18 protein-coding genes are annotated in these 20,891 nt (G+C 65.8%); 12 read left to right on the top strand and 6 right to left on the bottom strand.

Features of this window, described 5'->3' with window-relative positions; translation table 11 throughout:
* Positions 1 to 77: 77 nt before the first annotated feature.
* From SPHN_RS14890 to SPHN_RS14880, 3 genes are all read left to right on the top strand, one after another.
* A complete protein-coding gene (locus SPHN_RS14890) occupies positions 78 to 2,597 on the top strand; it encodes a penicillin-binding protein 1A (protein ID WP_248524497.1) in 2,520 nt (839 codons plus the stop codon).
* Positions 2,598 to 2,729: 132 nt separating this feature from the next.
* Complete coding sequence (prfB, locus tag SPHN_RS14885) at positions 2,730 to 3,857, top strand: peptide chain release factor 2 (RefSeq protein WP_060526781.1); 1,128 nt, start codon at positions 2,730 to 2,732, stop codon at positions 3,855 to 3,857.
* Positions 3,858 to 3,880: 23 nt separating this feature from the next.
* Positions 3,881 to 4,591, top strand: coding sequence for a class I SAM-dependent methyltransferase (locus SPHN_RS14880; protein WP_248524523.1), 711 nt, complete (start codon positions 3,881 to 3,883; stop codon positions 4,589 to 4,591).
* Positions 4,592 to 4,730: 139 nt separating this feature from the next.
* On the opposite strand, the gene SPHN_RS14875 is transcribed toward SPHN_RS14880, so the two are convergent.
* Complete coding sequence (locus SPHN_RS14875; RefSeq protein ID WP_248524496.1) at positions 4,731 to 5,123, bottom strand: JAB domain-containing protein; 393 nt, start codon at positions 5,121 to 5,123, stop codon at positions 4,731 to 4,733.
* A gap of 85 nt (positions 5,124 to 5,208) precedes the next feature.
* Between SPHN_RS14875 and SPHN_RS14870 the strand changes: the two genes are divergently transcribed.
* From SPHN_RS14870 to SPHN_RS14840, 7 genes are all read left to right on the top strand, one after another.
* The gene (locus tag SPHN_RS14870) at positions 5,209 to 6,003 is read left to right on the top strand and encodes a thymidylate synthase (protein ID WP_248524495.1); all 795 of its coding nucleotides are present in this window, start codon (positions 5,209 to 5,211) and stop codon (positions 6,001 to 6,003) included.
* Between the two features lie 75 nt (positions 6,004 to 6,078).
* Positions 6,079 to 6,597 carry a hemerythrin domain-containing protein gene (locus SPHN_RS14865; protein WP_136191208.1) on the top strand — a complete coding sequence of 173 codons (519 nt, stop codon included), beginning with the start codon at positions 6,079 to 6,081 and terminating at the stop codon, positions 6,595 to 6,597.
* 208 nt (positions 6,598 to 6,805) lie between these two features.
* Positions 6,806 to 7,270: a dihydrofolate reductase gene (locus SPHN_RS14860; RefSeq protein ID WP_248524522.1), complete on the top strand. Its 465-nt coding sequence runs from the start codon at positions 6,806 to 6,808 to the stop codon at positions 7,268 to 7,270.
* Positions 7,271 to 7,379: 109 nt separating this feature from the next.
* Positions 7,380 to 8,303 (top strand): bifunctional riboflavin kinase/FAD synthetase, encoded by a 924-nt coding sequence (locus SPHN_RS14855; RefSeq protein ID WP_248524494.1) that lies wholly within the window; start codon positions 7,380 to 7,382, stop codon positions 8,301 to 8,303.
* 207 nt (positions 8,304 to 8,510) lie between these two features.
* Positions 8,511 to 11,474, top strand: coding sequence for an isoleucine--tRNA ligase (locus tag SPHN_RS14850; RefSeq protein ID WP_248524493.1), 2,964 nt, complete (start codon positions 8,511 to 8,513; stop codon positions 11,472 to 11,474).
* Positions 11,467 to 11,970 (top strand): signal peptidase II, encoded by a 504-nt coding sequence (lspA, locus tag SPHN_RS14845; protein WP_248524492.1) that lies wholly within the window; start codon positions 11,467 to 11,469, stop codon positions 11,968 to 11,970. The genes SPHN_RS14850 and lspA overlap by 8 nt, the downstream gene beginning before the upstream one ends.
* Positions 11,963 to 12,376 (top strand): DUF3035 domain-containing protein, encoded by a 414-nt coding sequence (locus SPHN_RS14840; RefSeq protein WP_248524491.1) that lies wholly within the window; start codon positions 11,963 to 11,965, stop codon positions 12,374 to 12,376. Before lspA ends, SPHN_RS14840 begins: the two co-directional genes overlap by 8 nt.
* Positions 12,377 to 12,846: 470 nt before the next feature.
* Here SPHN_RS14840 and SPHN_RS14835 read toward each other — a convergent pair whose 3' ends face one another.
* From SPHN_RS14835 to SPHN_RS14815, 5 genes are all read right to left on the bottom strand, one after another.
* Complete coding sequence (locus SPHN_RS14835) at positions 12,847 to 13,701, bottom strand: TorF family putative porin (protein ID WP_248524490.1); 855 nt, start codon at positions 13,699 to 13,701, stop codon at positions 12,847 to 12,849.
* A 260-nt stretch (positions 13,702 to 13,961) separates the two neighbouring features.
* Positions 13,962 to 14,138, bottom strand: a complete 177-nt coding sequence (locus tag SPHN_RS14830) for a hypothetical protein (protein ID WP_248524489.1) — start codon at positions 14,136 to 14,138, stop codon at positions 13,962 to 13,964.
* Positions 14,139 to 14,226: 88 nt separating this feature from the next.
* Positions 14,227 to 15,423 carry a cystathionine beta-lyase gene (gene metC, locus SPHN_RS14825; protein ID WP_248524488.1) on the bottom strand — a complete coding sequence of 399 codons (1,197 nt, stop codon included), beginning with the start codon at positions 15,421 to 15,423 and terminating at the stop codon, positions 14,227 to 14,229.
* Positions 15,420 to 16,250 carry a sulfurtransferase gene (locus SPHN_RS14820; RefSeq protein WP_248524487.1) on the bottom strand — a complete coding sequence of 277 codons (831 nt, stop codon included), beginning with the start codon at positions 16,248 to 16,250 and terminating at the stop codon, positions 15,420 to 15,422. Before SPHN_RS14820 ends, metC begins: the two co-directional genes overlap by 4 nt.
* A 24-nt stretch (positions 16,251 to 16,274) precedes the next feature.
* Positions 16,275 to 17,825 carry a cryptochrome/photolyase family protein gene (locus SPHN_RS14815; RefSeq protein WP_248524486.1) on the bottom strand — a complete coding sequence of 517 codons (1,551 nt, stop codon included), beginning with the start codon at positions 17,823 to 17,825 and terminating at the stop codon, positions 16,275 to 16,277.
* Between the two features lie 164 nt (positions 17,826 to 17,989).
* Between SPHN_RS14815 and queF the strand changes: the two genes are divergently transcribed.
* Together queF and SPHN_RS14805 are read left to right on the top strand one after the other, a co-directional pair.
* Positions 17,990 to 18,448 carry a preQ(1) synthase gene (gene queF / locus SPHN_RS14810; protein WP_133030263.1) on the top strand — a complete coding sequence of 153 codons (459 nt, stop codon included), beginning with the start codon at positions 17,990 to 17,992 and terminating at the stop codon, positions 18,446 to 18,448.
* A gap of 159 nt (positions 18,449 to 18,607) precedes the next feature.
* Entirely contained in the window at positions 18,608 to 20,878 is a 2,271-nt protein-coding gene (locus tag SPHN_RS14805; RefSeq protein WP_248524485.1) for a glycosyltransferase family 4 protein, read from the top strand.
* The last annotated feature ends 13 nt before the right edge of the window (positions 20,879 to 20,891 follow it).

Here is a 20,891-nt window from a genome sequence, read left to right as displayed (position 1 = left end):
AGCGCCTCTACCCCGCCCCCCATCGCACCGGAGGCTGGCAAGCGCGCGCTAACCTGCTAGACGCTGCGGCAGTAATCATGGCGTCCGATCCCTCCCCCAACTCGACGACGGCGATAGGCCGCACCAGCGACCGGCTACGCGGCGGGTTCGCGCGCGCCTGGTCGAGCCGTTGGACCAAGGCGGCGCTGGCGCTTGGCGTGCTCGGCGTCGTCGCGATCTTCGCGTTCTGGTTCGCGGTCATGCGCGACCTGCCATCCGTGGATACGCTGCGCACGTACGAGCCGCCGCTGCCGACCAACGTGCGCGGGATCGATGGCGCGCCGATCCACAGCTACGCGCGCGAACGTCGCGTCGAACTGAGCTATGCCGAGTATCCGCCGCTGCTGGTGAAGGCGTTCCTCGCCGCCGAGGACAAGTCGTTCTTCGAGCATCACGGCGTCGATTATCCCGGCCTCGCCGGCGCGGTGTATGACTATGTGACCAAGCTCGGCACCGGCAAGCGCGCCAAGGGCGGCTCGACGATCACGCAGCAGGTCGCGAAGAACCTGTTGATCGGCAACGCCTATTCGCCGTCGCGGAAGCTGCGCGAGGCGGTGCTCGCGTACAAGATCGAGGACACGCTGACCAAGCCGCAGATCCTGGAGCTGTACCTCAACCAGATCGCGCTCGGGCGTAACGCGTTCGGCGTGGAGGCGGCGAGCCATGCGTATTTCGACAAGGAACTCGACCAGCTCGATCTCGCGCAGATGGCGTATCTCGCGATCCTGCCCAAGGGTCCGTCGAACTACGATCCGGTGCGCAATACCGAGCGCGCGATGATCCGGCGCAACTATGTGCTCAACCGGATGCTCGACAACGGCTTCATCACGCGTGCGCAGCGGGATCAGGCGAATGCGGAGCCGCTCGGCGCGGTGTTGCGGCGTACGCCGAAGTTCCAGAGCGTCGGCGGCTATTTCGTCGAGGAGGTCCGCCGCCAGTTGATGGCGAAGTTCGGCGAAAGCGCGAAGGATGGGCCGTACAGCGTCTATTCGGGCGGGCTGTGGGTGCGAACGTCGTTCGACGCGCGGCTGCAGGACCTGGCCCAGCAGGCGTTGCGCGACGGGCTGGTGCGGTTCGACAGCGGGCGCGGCTGGAACGGCCCGATCCGCCATGTCGAGATCGAGGACGACAACTGGCTGCAGCCGTTGCTCAACAGCAATATCGCGCTCGATTACCGGAATTGGGTCGCGGCGATCGTGACGGGCAAGGACGGCAACGCCTGGAGCCTCGGCTTCCGCACCGGCAAGACCGGCACGCTGCCGCGCTATGCGGCGCAGATGGCGGTGCGCGGCAAGGGCGGCAACGCGTTCGGCGCGATCAAGGTCGGCGACATCATCGCGGTAGCGCCGGAAGGCGGCCAGTTCGCGCTGCGGGCGATCCCCAAGGTCTCGGGTGCGTTCGTCGTCGAAGAGCCGGCTTCAGGCCGCGTGCTGGCGATGCAGGGCGGGTTCGACGACCGGTTGCAGGCGTTCAACCGCGCGACGCAGGCGATGCGCCAGCCGGGCTCGACCATCAAGCCGATCGTCTATTCCGCCGCGCTGGATAACGGCATGACGCCCGCGTCGATCATCGTCGACGGGCCGTTCTGCGTGTATCAGGGCGCGCGGCTGGGGCAGAAATGCTTCCGCAACTTCGGCAATTCGCGCGGCGCCGGGCCGCACACGATGCGCTGGGGCATCGAGCAGTCGCGCAACCTGATGACCGTGCGGACCGCCGCGCAGACCGGGATGCCGAAGGTCGTCGCGACCATCAAGAAGATGGGGGTCGGCGATTATGCGCCCTACCTCTCGTTCGCGCTCGGCGCCGGCGAGACGACCGTCGGGCGTATGGTCAACGCGTATTCGATCCTGGCGAACAACGGCAAGGGCGGTCCTCCGTCGCTGATCGATTTCGTCCAGGACCGCCACGGCAAGGTGATCTGGCCGGAGAATTGGCGGCCGTGTGACCGGTGCAACGCGCCCGACTGGGACGGCAAGCCGATGCCGCGGCCGGTGACGCGCCAGCGCCAGGTGCTCGATGCGATGACCGCCTACCAGATGGTCCACATCACCGAGGGTGTCGTCCAGCGCGGTACCGCGGTGACGCTCCGCGATCTCGATCGGCCGATGTTCGGCAAGACCGGGACGAACAATGGCCCGACCGACGTGTGGTTCATCGGCGGGACCCCGCAGTTCGTCGGCGGGCTGTATATCGGTTTCGATACGCCGCGGAATCTCGGCGGTGCCGCACAGGGCGGGACGCTGGCCGCGCCGATCTTCAAGCAGTTCGCGGTGAAGGCGTACGAGGATTTGCCCAAGCTGCCGTTCCGCGCCCCGGCCGGAATTCGCATGGTCCGGATCGATCGCGGGAGCGGCCGCCCGGTCTATGGCACGTGGCCGAACACCGACGATCCCAAGCCCGCGGTGATCTGGGAAGCGTTCAAGCCCGAGAGCGAGCCACGCCGTGCTGCACGACGTTCCGATGCAGCCCCGGCCGCGGCGGCGACCACCACCGCGGTGAAGAAGCCCGAAGCGCCGCGCGACAGCGATTTCTTGCAAAGACAAGGCGGAATCTACTAGCGCCCTTATATAGACGTCATCGCACATCAATGCGTCATCCCAGCAAACGCTGGGATCTCGTGGTAAGGGAGGACACTCCTCGCCGCAGGAGATGCCAGCTTTCGCTGGCATGACGAAGACCGGAGAATACCCATGCGCGCCGAAGCGCAGGCTCACGTAGACACCATCAACGACGCGCTGGCGCTGCTGCGCCGCTTCCTCGACTGGGACCGCGCGCTGCGTCGTCTCGACGAGCTGAACGCGCGCGTCGAGGATCAGGCGCTCTGGTCCGATCCCAAGGCCGCGCAGGAGGTGATGCGCGAGCGTCGTCGTCTCGACGAGGCGATCAGTGCGACGCGCGCGATCCAGAGCGAGCTCAGCGACACAGCGGAGCTGATCGAGATGGCCGAAGCCGAGGGCGATACCGCGATGGAGGCGGACGGCGTCGCCGCGCTCGCCGAACTCGCCGCGCGGGCCGACCGGGACAAGATCAAGGCGCTGCTTGCGGGCGAGGCCGACGCCAACGACACCTATATCGAGGTCAACGCCGGCGCCGGCGGGACCGAGAGCCAGGACTGGGCGGGGATGCTCAGCCGCATGTATTCGCGCTGGGGCGAGCGCCACGGGCTGAAGGTCGAGCTGGTCGACCAGCATTCGGGCGAGCAGGCCGGGATCAAGTCCGCTACGCTGCTGCTGAAGGGCGAAAACGCGTACGGCTATGCCAAGACCGAGAGCGGCGTGCACCGGCTGGTGCGGATCAGCCCGTACGACTCGGCGGCGCGGCGGCACACGTCGTTCGCCAGCGTCTGGGTGTACCCCGTCGTCGACGACAATATCGAGGTCGAATACAACGAGAGCGACCTGCGCATCGACACGTACCGTGCGTCGGGTGCCGGCGGCCAGCACATCAACACGACCGATTCGGCGGTGCGTATCACGCACATCCCGACCGGCATCGTCGTGCAGTGCCAGAACCAGCGATCGCAGCACAAGAACAAGGCCGAGGCGTATAATCAGCTCCGCGCGCGGCTGTACGAGCGCGAACTGGCGATCCGCGAGACTGCCGCCAACGCGGAAAATGCGGGCAAGACCGATATTGGCTGGGGTCACCAGATCCGCTCCTACGTGCTTCAGCCGTATCAGATGGTGAAGGACCTGCGCACCGGCGTGGTGTCGACCAGCCCGTCGGACGTGCTGGACGGCGATCTCGAGATGTTCATGGCGGCGGCGCTGTCGCAGCGCGTGACCGGCGAGGCCGTCGAGGTGGAGGACGTCGATTGAAGCTCAAGGGTGCCCTTGCCCTGATGCTGTCACCGGTATTCCTGCTCCCATTATTCGCATTGGGCGCGTGCGATGGCAGCAAGCCGCTGATCAAGCGCGAGCCGAAGGAGCCGGTGTTCCCTGCCGCCGACCGTCCGGTCGCGTCGATCGTGTCGTCGCGCTGGTCTAACGAAGAAGCGCGCGACCGTCTCAACGAGGCGGGTGAGGTCATGAACAAGGCCGCGATCAGCAAGGGCATGACGGTCGCGGACATCGGCGCGGGCGAGGGATACTACACGATCCGCATGGCGGCGCGGGTCGGCAAGGAAGGCCGCGTGCTCGCCGAGGACATCGTCGCGAGCGTGCGCGACACGCTGGCGGAACGCGTCGCGCGCGAAGATCTGGCGAACGTCAGCGTGAAGCTGGGCGAAGCGAACGATCCCAAGTTGCCCGAGGCGAGCTTCGACCGGGTGCTGATGGTGCACATGTATCACGAGATCGAGCAGCCGTACGAGTTCCTGTGGCGGTTGCGGCCATCGCTGAAGCCCGACGGGCTGGTGGTGGTGGTCGATGCGAACCGCCGGACGCAGGACCACGGCACGCCGCCGGCACTGTTGAAGTGCGAGTTCGCGGCGGTGGGGTACACGCAGGTGGATATGGACGAGATGCCCTCGGCGGGCGGCTATCTGGCGACGTTCCGTGCGACCGGGCCGCGGCCGAAGCCTGAAGCGATCCGGGCGTGTCGGTTGAAGTGAGCGCGAAATCCTCCCCTGCAAGGGGAGGTGGCAGCCCATCGGGCTGACGGAGGGGTATAGCGCTATCGAGAGGGTCTCACCCCTCCGTCTGGCAAGTGCCAGCCACCTCCCCTTGCAGGGGAGGATTGATGTTGAAGCGTCAAATCACTCCCAGCGCCCTCAGACTCGTCACCTGGTCTCCCACGATCACCAGATGGTCGAGCAACACGATCTCCAGTGTCCGCAACCCCGCCGCGAGCGCGCGCGTGAACGCCACATCACGCGCACTCGGCGTTGCGTCCCCGCTTGGATGATTATGCGCCAGTACGACCCCGACCGCGCCGAACCCCAACGCATCCACCGCGACCGTCCGAATCGAGATCGCCACCCGATCCCGCCCCCCGACGACATGCCGCATCCCGAGAAGCCTCCGATTCGGATCAAGATACGCGACCGCCACCGTCTCGACCGTGGCATGACCCAACCCGGCGAACAGCGCGCGAGCCGCGGCGAGGTCCGCGATACGAGGAGAAGGCACGGGCAACGGCAGCACAGACCCGCCTGCCCCGCGACTCCCGCCACCGCACGCGCAACTGCATCCGCTTGAGCCGCCGCCCCCGCACCGCTACGCCAACCCGATGCGCCAATATCTAGACCTCATGGACCGCGTGCTCTCGACCGGCGTCGAGACGATGGACCGCACCGGCACCGGCACGCTCAGCGTGTTCGGCGCCCAGATGCGGTTCGACCTCGCACAGGGCTTCCCCGTGCTCACCACCAAGAAGCTCCACCTCCGCTCGATCATCGTCGAATTGCTGTGGTTCCTCCGCGGCGACACCAACGTGCGGTGGCTACAGGACCGCAAGGTGGCGATCTGGGACGAATGGGCGGACGAGAACGGCGATCTCGGCCCGGTCTATGGCAAGCAATGGCGCGACTGGGTTGCCGCTGATGGCCGCCATATCGACCAGATCGCCGAGCTGATTGCGCAGATCAAGACCAACCCCGCCTCGCGCCGCCAGATCGTCAGCGCGTGGAATCCGGGCGACCTGCACGCGATGGCGCTCGCGCCGTGCCACTGCCTGTTCCAGACGCATGTCGCGAACGGCAAGCTGTCGCTACAACTCTACCAGCGCTCGGGCGACATCTTCCTCGGCGTGCCGTTCAACATCGCCAGCTATGCGCTGCTCACGCATATTCTCGCGCAGCAATGCGGGCTGGAGGTCGGCGAGTTCATCTGGACCGGCGGCGATTGCCACCTCTATTCGAACCATCTGGAGCAGGCACGCCTGCAACTGACCCGCTCGCCGGGGCCGTTGCCGCGCCTCGAAATCGTGCGGCAGCCGGACTCGATCGACGCCTACGAATATGAGGATTTCGTGCTCCACGATTACGTTGCGCAGGCGCACATCAAGGCGCCCGTCGCGGTCTGAACAGAGAGCGAATCGCAATAGGAACCGGGCGTGGCGCGCATGGTTGACCGTCCGAACCTATTCGGAAGGCCCATCATGGACATCACCCAACTCATTCTCGACGAACATGCGCAGCAGCGCGCACTGTTCGCGCAGATCGATTCGATCGACGCGAAGGATACCGAGGCGCTGTCGGCGCTGTGGACGCGCCTCAAGAACCTGCTCGACGCGCATGCCGAGGCGGAGGAGCGCTTCTTCTACCCACGGCTGATGAAGATCGGCACCGGCGGCAACGATGCCGACTCGGCCGCGGAAGAGACCGAGGACGCGATCGAGGATCACAACGACATCCGCGAGACGGGCGAAGCGGTCGACAAGCACCCGGTCGGCTCGGACGCGTGGTTCGAGGCGGTTGGCGAATGCAACAAGGCGAACAGCGATCACCTGGCGGAGGAAGAGCGCCAGGGGCTGACCGATTTCCGCAAGCATGCGACGCTGGAAGAGCGGCATGAGCTTGGCGTCCGGTTCGCGGCGTTCGAGGCGAACCATCTGAACGGGGTTAAGGTCGTTGAGAAGGACCCTGAGGCGTATGTGAAGGAACACGCGCCGGGTTGAACCGGCCACCCACTTACTACCACCCCGGCGAAGGCCGGGGCCCAATTGGCAAGGTTGTAGCAACAGAGCGCAGCGCTCATCAGCGACGTTCCCCAATTGGGCCCCGGCCTTCGCCGGGGTGAAGTTAACGGCGGCGTGGAGTTAACGGCGGGGTGCCGACGTAAGCGGGGAGTAGCCCATTGCCCTCCATTCCGGCATGACCACAGCCATGATCACCTTCTACCTCGCCCGTGCCAGCAACGGCGTCATCGGCCGCGACGGGCACCTCCCGTGGCGCATCCCCGCCGACCTCAAGCGCTTCAAAGTGCTGACGATGGGCAAGCCGATGGTGATGGGGCGGAAGACGTTCGAGAGCTTCCCGAGCCCCCTGCCCGGCCGCCGCCACATCGTTCTCACGCGCGGCGACTGGACCGCGGAAGGCGCCGAGGTCGCGCATTCCGTTGAAGAAGCGCTCGTAATGGCGGGCGACGACGTGGCCGTGATCGGTGGCGCGCAAATTTATGTGCATATGCTTCCCTATGCGGATCGGATCGAACTGACTGAGGTCCATGCCAAGCCAGAGGGCGACGCGACCGTGCCCGCGTTCGACGGCTGGGTGGAGATCGCCCGCGAAGACCATTCGGCCGAAGGCGAACGTCCGGCTTACAGCTTCGTCACGCTCACCCGAGCCTAAGCTTGTTCTCCCGTGAAGGCGGGAGCCCAGGCTGGGCTCCCGCCTTCACGGGAGAACAAGCTTACAGAAGGACTATCGCCTTTCGCGACGGCTGGTTACTGACCCGCGCATGCAACGGCTCGACGGTGGCGCTTCCATCCCTTCGTATCTGGCGAACGGGATCGTCGCGCTAGGGAATTTCGACGGATTTCACCTTGGCCACCAAGCCGTGGTCGCGCGCGCGGTCGCCTGGGCGCATGCCGAGGGGCGCCCCGCGCTCGTCGCGACGTTCGACCCGCATCCGGTCCGCCATTTCCGCCCCGACACCCCGCCCTTCCGCCTGACCACGCTCGATCAGCGCCAACAGCTTTTCAAGAAAGCCGGTGCCGATGCGATGGTCGTCTTCAATTTCGACGGTGATCTCGCCGCGCTGACCGCCGAACGCTTCATCACCGAGCGGCTCGAACGCAATCTGCGCGTGGCGGGTGTCGTCACCGGCGAGGACTTCACCTTCGGCAAGGGCAAGGCCGGCACCGTCCGCACTTTGGCCTCGCGTGGCCCCGCCCACGGGTTTCGCGCGGAAACGGTCGGCGCGATCGAACTGGAGGGAGAGGTCATCTCCTCCACCCGCATTCGCGAAGCCCTGCGCGCGGGCGACATGGCCACCGCCACCCGCCTGCTGACGCGCCCGTTCGCGATCCAGGGCTTCGTCCAGCACGGCGACAAGGTCGGCCGTACGATCGGCTATCCGACCGCCAATCTCGACATGGGGAATTATCTGCGCCCCGCCTACGGGATCTATGCGGTGACCGGGCGGCTCGAGGACGGTCGCATGTTGAAGGGCGCGGCCAACCTCGGCATCCGTCCGAGCTTCGATCCGCCCAAGGAATTGCTCGAGCCGCATTTCTTCGATTTCGGCGAAGACCTGTACGGCCAGCGGATCGAGGTTGCGCTGATCGAGTATCTCCGCGCCGAGGCGAAGTTCGCCAACCTCAATGCGCTCATCACCCAGATGGACGCCGACTGCGCGCGCGCGCGGGCATTGCTGGCTTGAACGACGTTCGTTCGAGATCCACCCAAACCACATACGTCGCCCCAGCGAAAGCTGGGGTATCCCGGTAAGGGAACGCCCCCCTGCCGCACGAGACCCCAGCTTTCGCTGGGGTGACGGCAGAGACTGGGGTGACGGTCGAGACTGGGGTGACCGTCATGGGAGAGGGATGGCAACGCGCGCGCCTCTCGGCTACAGCCCGGCCCACTTATGACCGATACTCCTGCGCCCGCCCGCGATTACCGCGACACCGTCTTCCTGCCGAAGACCGACTTCCCGATGAAGGCGGGCCTCGCCGCCAAGGAACCGGCGATCCTCGAGCGCTGGGCGAAGCTCGGGATCTACGACCGGTTGCGCGAACAGCGGCTCGGGCGCGAGCGGTTCATCCTGCACGACGGCCCGCCCTATGCGAACGGCGACATCCACATGGGCCACGCGATGAACAAGGTGTTGAAAGACATCATTGTCCGCTCGCAGTCGCTGATGGGCAAGGACGCGCCGTACGTCCCAGGCTGGGATTGCCACGGCCTGCCGATCGAGTGGAAAGTCGAGGAAGCATACCGCGCGAAGAAGCTCAACAAGGACGACGTCCCAGTCGCGCAGTTCCGCGCCGAATGTCGCGCCTATGCCGAGAAATGGGTCGCCGTGCAGAAGGGCGAGTTCGAGCGGCTCGGCGTGATGGGCGACTGGGCCGATCCGTACCTGACGATGAAGTACGAGGCGGAAGCCACGATCGTCGGCGAATTGCTGAAGTTCGCGGAGAGCGGCCAGCTGTATCGTGGTGCGAAGCCGGTGATGTGGTCCCCAGTCGAGAAGACCGCGCTCGCCGAGGCCGAGGTCGAGTATGAGGACATCGTTTCCACGCAGATCGACGTCGCGTTCGAGATCGACTCTGCGCCGAATGCGCCCGAGCTGGTCGGCGTGCATGCGGTGATCTGGACGACGACGCCGTGGACGATCCCGGTGAACCAGGCGCTGAGCTATGGGCCTGAGATCGAGTATGTGCTCGTCGCGGACGGCGATCGCCGCTTCCTGATCGCAGAGGCGCTGATCGACAGCTTTTTTGCCCGTACCGCCCGTCATCCCGGCGGAAGCCGGGACCCACTTACCAACGGGGGAGACCGCGGCGAGGTGGGCCCCGGCGTCCGCCGGGGTGACGGGGAAGAGGGTGGCGCTGCGATCCTTTGGCGCGGGAAGGGCTCCGCTCTCGAAGGCGCAACCGCACGTCACCCGATGCACGCGCTCGGCGGGTTCTTCGCGAAGCCGCGGCCGTTCCTGCCCGGCGACTTCGTCACGACCGATGCGGGCACCGGGCTCGTCCACATGGCGCCGGACCACGGCGAGGACGATTTCGAACTCTGCAAGCAATACGGCATCGACCCGGTCTTCGCGATCGACGGCGCGGGGATGTACCGTGCCGACTGGGCATGGCGCGGCGGTGAGGGCAGCGTCATCAACAAGAAGTTCGTGGGCGCCGACGGCCCGATCTGCACCGACCTGCGCGAGACCGGCGCGTTGCTGGCGGCGAGCGACGACTTCAAGCACAGCTATCCGCATTCGTGGCGCTCGAAGGCCAAGGTGATCTTCCGCGCGACCCCGCAATGGTTCATCCCGATGGATGCCTCGACCTCGCTCAGCACCGACGGCCAGGGTGCTTCGACTTCGCTTAGCACGAACGGGATTGGGGATGCGGACGCACCCACACCGTTCGCCCTGAGCGAAGTCGAAGGGCCTGGGTCCAGCAACGGCGCCACGCTCCGCGAGATCGCGCTCGACGCGATCGCCGCCACCACCTGGATCCCCGCGCGCGCCGAAAACCGGATCACGTCGATGGTCCAGGGCCGCCCCGATTGGGTGATCTCCCGCCAACGCGCCTGGGGCGTGCCGATCGCGCTGTTCGTCAACCGCGCCACCGGCCAATACCTCAACGACGCCGCGGTCAACGCGCGCATCATCGAAGCCTTCCGCGAGAGCGGCGCGGATGCGTGGTACGCCGACGGCCACCAGGCGCTGCTCGGCCCCGACTACGACCTTGCGGACTATGAGGTCGTGAAGGACATCCTCGACGTCTGGTTCGACTCCGGCTGCACGCACGTCTTCACGGTCGAGGCGCGCTACGGCGAAGGCACCCGCGCGAACCTGTATCTCGAAGGCTCGGACCAGCATCGCGGCTGGTTCCAGTCGTCGCTGCTCGAAAGCTGCGGCACCCGCGGTCGCGCACCCTATGACGCGGTCCTGACGCACGGCTTCGCGCTCGACGGCCAGGGGCGGAAGATGTCGAAATCGCTCGGCAACGTCGTCGATCCGCTCAAGATCATCGGCGAGAGCGGCGCGGACATCCTCCGCATGTGGGTCGCCTCGACCGACTATTTCGACGACGTGAAGATCGGCAAGGAGGTGCTAACCACCGCCTCCGACTCGTATCGAAAACTGCGCAACACCTTCCGCTACATGCTCGGCGCGCTCGAAGGCTTCGACGATTCCGAACGCGTCGCGGTGTCCGACATGCCCGAGCTGGAGCGCTACGTCCTCCACCGTCTCGGCATGATCGACACCGAACTGCGCCAGGCAGCCGAAGCGTATGAGTTCAACCGCTACACGCGCCTGCTGACCGACTTCGCGAACGAGGATCTGTCCGCGTTCTTCTTCGATATCCGCAAGGATTCGCTCTATTGCGACGCGACCGACGACATCAAGCGCCGGTCGTACCGCACCGTCCTCGACGTGCTGTTCCACGCGCTCGTCCGCTACGCCGCGCCGGTGCTGTGCTTCACCGCCGAGGAAGTCTGGCAGTCGCGCTTCCCGAGCGACGACAGCTCGGTCCACTATCTCGAATGGCCGTCGCTGCCGTCGCTTGACGCCGACGACGTGGTCGGCAGCAAATGGCATGAGATCCGCCAGTTGCGCGTGGCCGTCACCGAAGCGATCGAACCGCTCCGCCGCGAAAAAACCGTGCGCTCCAGCCTGGAGGCCGAGATCACCGTGCCGTCGATGCTGCTCGATGCGGACGCGCTGGCCGAAGCCTTCATCGTCGCCAAGGTCACGCCGGGCGACGCGGTCACCGTGACCCGCACCGACTTCCACAAATGCGGCCGCTGCTGGCGTCACCTCCCCGAGGTCAAGGTCGACGGCGATCTCTGCAATCGTTGCGAAGAGGTGGTGGCGCATGCGTAACCTGCCAAAGGCCGGGTTCGGGGCGGCGATCGCCCTCTTCCTTGCCGATCAGCTCAGCAAATGGGCGGTGACCAAGCCTCTCGGGATCGACTCGCTCGGCGATGCTCAGACGATCACGTCGTTCTTCGACCTGCGCTTCGTCCCCAACATCGGCATCTCGCTCGGTCTTCTGCCCGCCGACGGTCACCTCACCCGCTGGGCGCTGGTGCTGCTGACCGGCGCGATCGCGATCGGCGTCGCGGTGTGGATGACGCGCGAGAAGAACCCCGCCGATCAGATGGCGCTCGGCTTCGTGCTCGGCGGTGCGGTCGGCAATATCCTCGACCGCATCCGGCTCGGCTATGTGGTCGATTTCGCCGACCTGCATATCGGCGAGTGGCGTCCGTTTTTGGTCTTCAATGTCGCCGATGCAGCGATTACTGTCGGCGTGCTCGTCCTGCTTGTTCGGGCGCTGCTCGTGCGCGAGAAGCCCCCTGTGGAGAATTCCCATGCGTAAGTTCGTACCCCTGGCTGCCGGTCTGGCGAGCGTCGCCCTCCTGTCCGGTTGCGGTGCAGGCCGAAGCCTCGATCGTGCGCGCCCGGACGAGTTCGCGGTAGCACGGCAGGCACCGCTGGTGATCCCGCCCGACTTCGCGCTGGTCCCGCCGCAGCCGGGTGCAGCCCGCCCGCAGGATACCGCAGCCAATGCGCAGACGCTCGACGCGCTGTTCGGCGGCACCGCGGCACGCAGTGCGGCCGAGACCGGTGTGCTGAACGACGCGGGTGCGGACAGCGATGACCCCGGTATCCGCTCCAGCGTCGGCGATCCCGGTACGACGGTGGTGGACAAGGGCTCGACCACACGGGACATCGTCGCGGCCCCGGAAGGCGACGGCCAGGACGCGCGCACGACGGCGAACTGATCGGGGTTTTACCGGTGGACGAAAAAGGGCGGCTCCTCGCGGGGCCGCCCTTTTTCGTGTCTGGTTACTGCCGCGGCATCGTCGGAAGCGGACCGTGATTCCATGATCTTACGATACGTGACCGCACCCGGAACCAGACCCGCACCGGCCCCCGCCCCTGAATCCGTCATCCCAGCGAAAGCTGGGATCTCACCGTGTGGCGAACGTCACCCGCCTCGAGAGATACCCCAGCTTTCGCTGGGGTGACGGAATAAGGATTCGGGAACGGGGATTCGGGAACGGGGATCGGAGAACGGAGATCGGAGAACCGGGCAGCCTCGGCACCCGCTTCCTTGTTCTCCCGCGAAGGCGGGAGCCGAGACTGGATCCCCGCCTTCGCGGGGAAACAATACTGGGGTGCCCTCACCCGTCGCCAGCTTTCCCTCTCCCGATAGGAGAGGGAAAGCAGGAAGCGCGAGGACCGCGCTAGATCAGAACGCTGCGGTCAGCGACACCAGCACCTTGCCGTTGGCGATCGAGCCGTTGCCGTCCTGGCCGCGGCTGAAGCTAGGCTGGAGATAGGCCGATTCGCCCTTCGTGATGTCGGTATCGACATACGCCACGCCCAGCGTCAGCGGGGTGCTGGGGATCACGTAGTCGGCGCCGAACAGCCAGTCCCAATATTCGCCGGTCGGCGACACACTGGTCGCGAACGGGCCGAGGCCCTTGTTGCCGTTCGAATAACCGACATGCGCCTTCACGGTCAGCCCGGTGTTGGGGATCCCGCTGCTGACATCGCCCCAGAGGTACAGATTCGAATCCTTGGCGTTCACGCGGTCATAGACGCCCGCCGCCGCCGACGCGCCGTTCGAATACCATGGCCCGAGTGCCTGCTGCTTAGGCGCATAGGCGACACCGGCGGTCAGCGCGACGGGGCCTGCGGTGCCCGACAGCTTGGCATAAGGCTCGATGAAGTCGGTGTTGTCGAAGCCGCTCGGGTACATGTACCAGGTCGCGCCGACGTCGAGCGTACCGCCGCCGACCGGGACCTTATAGCCCGCGATCAGATCGAGCTCCATGTTGGCGCCGCCGAACGTGCCCCAGCCCGCGAGGTTGGACCCCCAGGTGCCGATGTATAGGCCGCTCTCGTGCGCGATGGTGATGCCGCCTTGGATGGCGAGGTTCTCGTCCGACTGCGACACACCACGGAAGCGGTAATCGCTGACGAGCCCGACCGAGCCGGTGACGGTGATCGGCTTGGGTGGCGCAGTAGCCTCGTCCTGAGCGAACGCGGGGGTAGCGGCAGCCAATGCGATGCCGCCGAGAAGAATAGTGGTGAAGCGCATCGTTTCCCTTTCGATACTGGAAAGTCGATGTCCCCGCCTGCAACCGCGGACGCCGCATCTATCGAGGCGTCAGCCTCCGAGTGCGGTCTTTCCTGCGGTGACGAATGTGTGACAGTCCATGGTGCGACGCACAAGCGAATCTTGCGTACAATCCGGGTTTGACGCCACACATGTTGCGCAACAGACACACCGAACAGATCCGACGTGCAGCGACAAGAGCGCGTTCCAACCACCGAGAGGGCGACGGCGGGGCGGCGCGATCACGTCAGAATGACGGTGGCGACGCCCGCGACCGACAGGAGGACGCTCAGTATGACAAGCCAGCGGACCTCCGGCGCGTCCCGCGACGAACTGGCGCGGTGCACCACGGTGAGCAGCAGGCCCGTACTTACCAGGACAATGAGGCTGCCCAACAGATCGCCTTGAGTTTCCGTCATCGCTAATCCCGTCGGCTGGCCTGCCAATAGGGTAGTGACGCAGCCCTATCGCGGTGATGACGCGGCGATGAAAACTGCGGGCGAACCGTTAGCCGCGCACCCTCCGAAAAGCGTCCAGCCCCGCGTCGAGATCGGCGATCAGGTCGGCGGGGTCTTCCAGGCCGATCTGGAGGCGGACCATCGGTCCGGCAGCATCGCGCTTGGTGACGCTGCGGTGGCGTTGCGGGTCGGCGGGGATGGCGAGGCTTTCGAAACCGCCCCAGCTATAGCCGATTCCGAACAGCTGGAGCGCGTCGATCAGCGCGACGCGTGAGGCTTCGTCGCCGCCGTTCAGGACGAACGAGAAGAGGCCGCTCGATCCCTTGAAGTCGCGGACGAAGAGGTCGTGACCGGGGCAATCGGGGAGCGCCGGATGGAGCACTTGGTCGACTTCCGGGCGGCTTTGGAGCCATTTGGCGATGGTCAGCGCGCTCGACTGGTGCTGCGCGAGGCGAACCGCCATCGTGCGCAAGCCGCGGCTGCCGAGCCAGCAGTCGTCGGGGCTGGCGACCTGGCCGAGCTGGAAACTCGTCTCGCGCAGTTTCTTGAAATGGCCGGGTGCCGCGGTGACCGAGCCGAGCATGACGTCCGAATGGCCGACGACGTACTTCGTGCCGGCGAGGATCGAGAGGTCGACGCCGCGCTCGATCGCGGGGAAGAACAGCGGGGTGGCCCAGGTGTTGTCGAGCAGGGTGGTCACCCCCCTCGCCTTGGCGGCGGCGACGATCGCGGGGACGTCCTGCACCTCGAAGCTCAGCGAGCCGGGGCTCTCCATGAAGATCGCGCGCGTGTTCTCGCCGATCAGGTCGGCGATGCCCGCGCCGATCATCGGGTCGTAATAGCGCGTGGTGATGCCGAACCTCTTAAGCAGCCCGCCCGCCATGCCGCGCGTCGGGTCGTAGGCGCTGTCGACCAGCAGCAGTTCGTCGCCGGGGGACAGCACCGACAGCAGAGCCGCCGCAATCGCCGCTACACCCGAGCAATACAGGAACGTCCCCTCCGCGCCAGGCTCGAGAGAGGTCAGCGCGTCGGCTAGGCTCCACTGGGTGGGTGTGCCCTTCCGCCCGTAGAACAAGCGGTGATGCGTATCGCGGGTGGCGCTGTCGCGGAGGTGGCCGACCGAATCGTAGAGGATCGTCGAGGCGCGCCAGACCGGCGGGCTGACGATGCCTTGCGTCCACTCCGGACGACGCCCGGCGAGGACGACCTTGGTCGCGTCGCCGACCGGCTTGTTCGTGTCGCTCATGCCGTTCCCGTCGTCTTGGGTGTCGAGGGATCGCCGCCCCATTCTGACCAGCTGCCGTCGTACAGCGCTGCGTCGTTGCCGAGCAGATGCGCGCCGAACGCCAGCACCGATGCAGTGATGCCCGAGCCGCAGGTCATGACGATCGGCTTCGACAGATCGATGCCGGCCTTGTCGAACTCGGCCTTGAGCGCGTCGCCGGTCTTCCACGTGCCATCTGTGTTGAACACCGCGCCCTGCGGCAGATTCTTCGAGCCTGGTATATGCCCCGGTGCGGTGCCCGGGCGCGGGTCTTCTTCCGCGCCGGTGAAGCGCGCCACAGACCGCGCGTCGAGCACCTGCTCCGCACCGCTTTCGACGTTCGCCTTCATCTGGTCGAGATCGCGCACGCCCTTCAGGTCCGCCCAGGTCGTGAAGTGGCGATGCCGCGGCGTCTCTTTCCCCGTCGCGATCTCACGCCCCTCGGCCTGCCACTTGGCCAGCCCGCCATCGAGAATTGCCACGTTGTGCGCGCCGAACAGCCGGAGCATCCACCACGCCCGCGCCGAGGTGTGCCAAGGCGAGCTGTCATACAGCACGATCCGGCTGCCATCGCCCAAGCCCAGCGTCTGCATCCGGCTCGCGAATTTCTCCGCCGAGGGCAGCATGTTGGGGAGGTCGCTATCGGTATCGCGCAGTTCGGCGAGGTTCATGAACACCGCGCCGGGGATGTGCGCCGCCTCATACTCCGCCGCCGCATCGCGACCCTCGGCATAGGTCGCATCGACGATCCGCAGATCGCCCGCGCTCAGTTCGTTCGCCAGCCATTCGGTGCTTACCAACGCGTCCATATGCCGCTCCTTGTGCTCGTGAGGTCAGTAACCAGCGGGGCCGCTCGCGTCGAGGGAGGCGAGGAACCCCGCCGCCTGCGCGCGCGTCGCCTCGCGGTCCGCCTCGGACTGTTTCGCCCAGTTGCGATACGGCATCGCCAGTCGGTTGTTGCGGCCGAGCTTGTCCTCGTGCCGGTCGAGGAAATCCCAGTACAGCGCGTTGAACGGGCACGCATCCGGCCCGATCCGTTGCTTCACCTTGTAGCGGCACGACCCGCAATAATCGGACATCCGGTCGATATACGCGCCCGACGAGATATACGGCTTCGACCCGAGCAGTCCGCCATCGCCGAACTGGCTCATGCCCAGCGTATTGGGCAGCTCGACCCACTCGTACGCGTCGACATACACTTCCAGATACCATTGATGCACCTTGGCCGGGTCCGCGCCGATCAGCAGCGCGAAATTGCCCGTTACCATCAGCCGCTGGATATGATGCGCGTGCGCAGTCTCCAGCGTCTGGCCGATCGCCTCGCGCAGACAGTGCATGTCGGTCTCGCCGGTCCAGTACCAGCCGGGCAGCTCGCGGTGATGGTCGAGGAAGTTGCGCTCGACATATTGCGGCCCCTCGCGCCAGTAGATCCCGCGCATGTATTCGCGCCAGCCGATGATCTGGCGGATATAGCCCTCGACCGCGTTCAGCGGCGCGCGGCCGGCGCGGTATTCCGCCTCGGCGCGCCGGCACAGATCGAGCGGATCGAGCAGCCCCGAATTGATGTAGGGCGACAGGATCGAGTGCCACAGATGCGGCTCGCCGGTGAGCATCGCATCCTCGTAGTCGCCGAACTGCGGCAGCGCGTGGCGGAAGAAGTTCACCGCCTGCCGCTCGGCATCCTCCGCGGTCACGGCGTACTCGAACCCGTCGAGGCTGCCCGGATGCTCGGCGAACCGCTCCGCCACCATATCCAGCACGTCCTTCGTGATCGCATCCGGCTTAAACACCAGCGGGCGCGGCATCAGCAGGTCGTTCTTGGCGGGCTTGCGGTTTTCCTTGTCGAAGTTCCAGCGATCGCCCTCGGGCTTGCCGTCGGTCATCAGGAGGCCAGTGCGCGTCCGCATCTGGCGATAGAACCACTCCATCGTCAGCGTTTTCCGCTCCGCCGCCCAGGTTTCGAAGTCGGCATGGCTGGCGAGGAAGCGATCGTCGCTGCGGATCTCGACTGGGACGCCGAACAGCGTCTCCCAGCTTTCGAGCATCGCCATCACCCGCCACTCGCCGCCCTCGATGACGACGATGCGTTCGGGGTCATGTCGCTCGACCGCGCGCGCGATCTCGCCGGTGAAGCTGCCCACGTTGTCGGGGTCGTCGAGCGCGGTGTATTCGACCGTCCACCCGGCCTCGCGCAGCGCCTCCGCATGATGCCGCATCGCCGACAGGATATAGGCGATCTTGCGTTTGTGGTGGCGGACGTAGGTCGTCTCCTCGGCGACCTCCATCATCAGCACGATCGTCGTCGCCGGGTCACAGTTGCGCAGCGAAGCAAGGTCGATCGTCAGCTGGTCGCCGAGGATCGGTACGAGTGTCGTTATCGTCATTACCCAAACCTCTCCGTCACCCCGGACTTGTTCCGGGGGCCACCGTTCCGCACGCTCGCGGGCCGTGAAGCTCGCGGACGGGTGGATGCCGGAACAAGCCCGGCATGACGATGAGACATATCACCCACTTTGCGTCATCCGAATCGCGTCCTACATGGCGCACTATGACCGCACCCGCCAACCCATTGCATCTGGGCCAGAACAGCGCCCTTCCCGCCTCTCCTGAAGAGGCCGTGCTCGATTACGTTCCCAACCCGCGGCCGGGTCGGACGTATCTCGTGCGGTTCGCGGCGCCCGAGTTCACGTCGCTCTGCCCGGTGACCGGCCAGCCCGACTTCGCGCACCTCGTGATCGACTATGTGCCGGGCGAGACGATCGTCGAATCCAAGTCGCTGAAGCTGTTCCTGAGCAGCTTCCGCAACCATGCCGGGTTCCACGAGGATTGCACCGTCGGCATCGGCGAGCGCCTGTTCGACGAGATGAAGCCGGTGTGGCTGCGGATCGGCGGGTATTGGTATCCGCGCGGCGGAATCCCGATCGACGTGTTCTGGCAATCGAGCGCACCGCCGCAGGATCTGTGGCTGCCCGATCAGGGAGTCGCCTCCTATCGCGGGCGTGGATGAAGGCTCGGGATGAGGGACCCGAAATATCAGATTGATTTAAATTGATATTTTTCCCGTGCTGCACTGCAGTATGTAATGAAACTTTATGCTACCTGAACCGTTCAAATGGATGCGCGACCGGGTTCTCCCAGAAGTGCGCGCTCAAACGAGGGACAGGGTATGGTGAAACCGGCGGACGGTGGGAATATCGCGCGACTGGCGCTGATCGGTAACTTCTTGCCGAGGCAGTGCGGGCTCGCCACTTTCACGACCGACGTTTTCACGGCCATGCGCGCGCGCTTTCCCGAGATCGCCGTCGATGTCTACGCGATGGACGATCACCCGGGCAAATATGATTACCCGCCCGAGGTTACCGGCACGATCCCGGAACACGAGCTGTCCGCATACATCAATACGGCGCGTAAGATCGAGGCCAGCGGTGCGCAGGCGATCTGGCTCCAGCACGAATATGGCATCTTCGGCGGCCCCGCCGGCGAGCACATCCTCGCGCTGCTCGATCGCACCACGCTGCCGGTGATCGTCACGCTGCACACGATCCTCGAAAAGCCCAATGCCGACGAGCGTCGCGTGCTCGAAGGCCTGCTCCGCCGCGCTGCCCGCGTGGTGGTGATGGCCGAGCGAGGCCGCGACATTCTCCAGCGCGTCTACGGCGCCAATTCGCGCCAGATCGTCATGATCCCGCACGGCGTGCCCGATCGCGATTTGCTCGATCCCGCCCTGCTCAAGGACAAGTTCGGCTGGCAGGGCCGCAAGGTCATGCTGACGTTCGGCCTGCTCGCCCCCAACAAGGGGATCGAGACGGTCATTAACGCGCTGCCCGCGGTGATCGCGAAGCATCCCGACCTGCTGTACGTGGTGCTTGGCGCGACGCATCCGAACCTGGTCGCGTACGAAGGCGAGAAGTATCGCGACAAGCTGAAGGCGCTCGCCACCGAGAAGGGCGTCGCCGGCAACATCGCGTTCGTCGATGCGTTCCTCGAACATGGCGAACTGCTCGACTATCTCCAGGCGGCGGACGTCTATGTGACGCCCTACACCAATCCCGCGCAGATCACGTCGGGCACGCTCAGCTATGCGATCGGCGTCGGCAAGCCCGTCATCTCGACGCCGTACGTGCACGCGACCGAGATCCTCGCGGATGGCCACGGTGTGCTCGTGCCGTTCGGCGACGTCGACGCGTTCGCGCGCGAGATCGATGCGCTGATGTCGAACGATCGCGATCGCAATCGTCTGGCCGAGCGTGCCTATGCGCGTGGCCGTACGATGATCTGGCCGAAGCTCGCCGAGGCGATGATGGCGGAGATCCGTGCGATCGTGGCGGCGCGCCCTTTTCGCCTCGCCAAGGTGCCGGCGCCGCTCAAGCCGTTGATCCCTGATTTCGCCGCGGTCGAGCGGATGAGCGATTCGACCGGCATGCTCCAGCATTCGATCTTCTCAATCCCCGATCGTCGCCACGGATACTGCATCGACGACAATTGCCGCGCGCTGATGCTGATGAGCGCGATGCCCGATCTCGACGACGTCACCCGCGACAAGTGGATGACGATCTATGCGTCGTTCGTGCAGTATGCCTGGAATCCGGACACGCGCCGGTTCCGCAACTTCATGAACTTCGATCGCACCTGGTGCGAGGATTCGGGCTCGGAAGATTCGAACGGCCGCACGCTCTGGTCGCTGGGCGTCACCGCGCGCGATGCGCAGGCGGCCAAGCACCGCGACTGGGCGACCGCGATGTTCGATTCGACCGCGTCGATGGCGCTCGAACTCGGCAGCTTGCGCGCGCAGGCGTTCGCGATGCTCGGTGCGGCGGCGATGCTGGAGGCCAAGCCGGGCCACCAGTTGTCGCTGTCGATCCTCGAGGCCTTCCCCAAAGTCCATCTCGACCTGCTTGCGAAAGCACGGCGTCCCGAGTGGCAGTGGTTCGAGATCGTGCTCGCCTACGACAATACGCGCCTTCCTCAGGCGCTGATCCGTGCCGGCCAGGCGCTCGGGCGGCAGGACCTGATCGATTGCGGCCTCGCCACGCTCGACTGGATCGTCGCCAAGCAGACCTCGCCCGAGGGCCGCTTCCGTGCGGTCGGGTCGGAGAGCTTCAACCGGCCCTATGCCGATCCGTTGCAGTTCGACCAGCAGCCCCTGGAGGCGCAGGCGACCGTCGATGCGTGCGCGGCGGCGTTCGAGGCGACCGGCGACATGCGCTGGCACGACGAAGCACAGCGCGCTTACGGCTGGTTCCTGGGGGCGAACGATCTCGATCTGCCGCTTGCCAGCGTCGCCGATGGCGGCTGTTACGACGGCCTGATGCCGACCGGGTTGAACCGAAATCAGGGCGCGGAGTCGATTTTGGCCCTGCAACTGGCAAGTTGTGCCATTTCGGGGGTATCAAAAGCAGCGCAAAGCGTGGCAGGAGCGACCCGCGTCGTCGCCTAGTTCGCTAGCGACA

It is taken from the genome of Sphingomonas faeni (assembly GCF_023195535.1).
Classification (GTDB): Bacteria; Pseudomonadota; Alphaproteobacteria; order Sphingomonadales; family Sphingomonadaceae; genus Sphingomonas; species Sphingomonas faeni_B.
Note: the sequence above shows the minus strand (reverse complement) of the source record. Positions and strands in the feature narration are given on the sequence as shown.

Bases quoted from the DNA above. Each gene is read 5' to 3' on its own strand.
- SPHN_RS14890 (WP_248524497.1), top strand. From the start codon at position 78: ATGGCGTCCGATCCCTCCCCCAACTCGACGACGGCGATAGGCCGCACC.
- prfB (WP_060526781.1), top strand. From the start codon at position 2,730: ATGCGCGCCGAAGCGCAGGCTCACGTAGACACCATCAACGACGCGCTG.
- SPHN_RS14880 (WP_248524523.1), top strand. From the start codon at position 3,881: ATGCTGTCACCGGTATTCCTGCTCCCATTATTCGCATTGGGCGCGTGC.
- SPHN_RS14870 (WP_248524495.1), top strand. From the start codon at position 5,209: ATGCGCCAATATCTAGACCTCATGGACCGCGTGCTCTCGACCGGCGTC.
- SPHN_RS14865 (WP_136191208.1), top strand. From the start codon at position 6,079: ATGGACATCACCCAACTCATTCTCGACGAACATGCGCAGCAGCGCGCA.
- SPHN_RS14860 (WP_248524522.1), top strand. From the start codon at position 6,806: ATGATCACCTTCTACCTCGCCCGTGCCAGCAACGGCGTCATCGGCCGC.
- SPHN_RS14855 (WP_248524494.1), top strand. From the start codon at position 7,380: ATGCAACGGCTCGACGGTGGCGCTTCCATCCCTTCGTATCTGGCGAAC.
- SPHN_RS14850 (WP_248524493.1), top strand. From the start codon at position 8,511: ATGACCGATACTCCTGCGCCCGCCCGCGATTACCGCGACACCGTCTTC.
- lspA (WP_248524492.1), top strand. From the start codon at position 11,467: ATGCGTAACCTGCCAAAGGCCGGGTTCGGGGCGGCGATCGCCCTCTTC.
- SPHN_RS14840 (WP_248524491.1), top strand. From the start codon at position 11,963: ATGCGTAAGTTCGTACCCCTGGCTGCCGGTCTGGCGAGCGTCGCCCTC.
- SPHN_RS14835 (WP_248524490.1), bottom strand. From the start codon at position 13,701: ATGCGCTTCACCACTATTCTTCTCGGCGGCATCGCATTGGCTGCCGCT.
- SPHN_RS14830 (WP_248524489.1), bottom strand. From the start codon at position 14,138: ATGACGGAAACTCAAGGCGATCTGTTGGGCAGCCTCATTGTCCTGGTA.
- metC (WP_248524488.1), bottom strand. From the start codon at position 15,423: ATGAGCGACACGAACAAGCCGGTCGGCGACGCGACCAAGGTCGTCCTC.
- SPHN_RS14820 (WP_248524487.1), bottom strand. From the start codon at position 16,250: ATGGACGCGTTGGTAAGCACCGAATGGCTGGCGAACGAACTGAGCGCG.
- SPHN_RS14815 (WP_248524486.1), bottom strand. From the start codon at position 17,825: ATGACGATAACGACACTCGTACCGATCCTCGGCGACCAGCTGACGATC.
- queF (WP_133030263.1), top strand. From the start codon at position 17,990: ATGACCGCACCCGCCAACCCATTGCATCTGGGCCAGAACAGCGCCCTT.
- SPHN_RS14805 (WP_248524485.1), top strand. From the start codon at position 18,608: ATGGTGAAACCGGCGGACGGTGGGAATATCGCGCGACTGGCGCTGATC.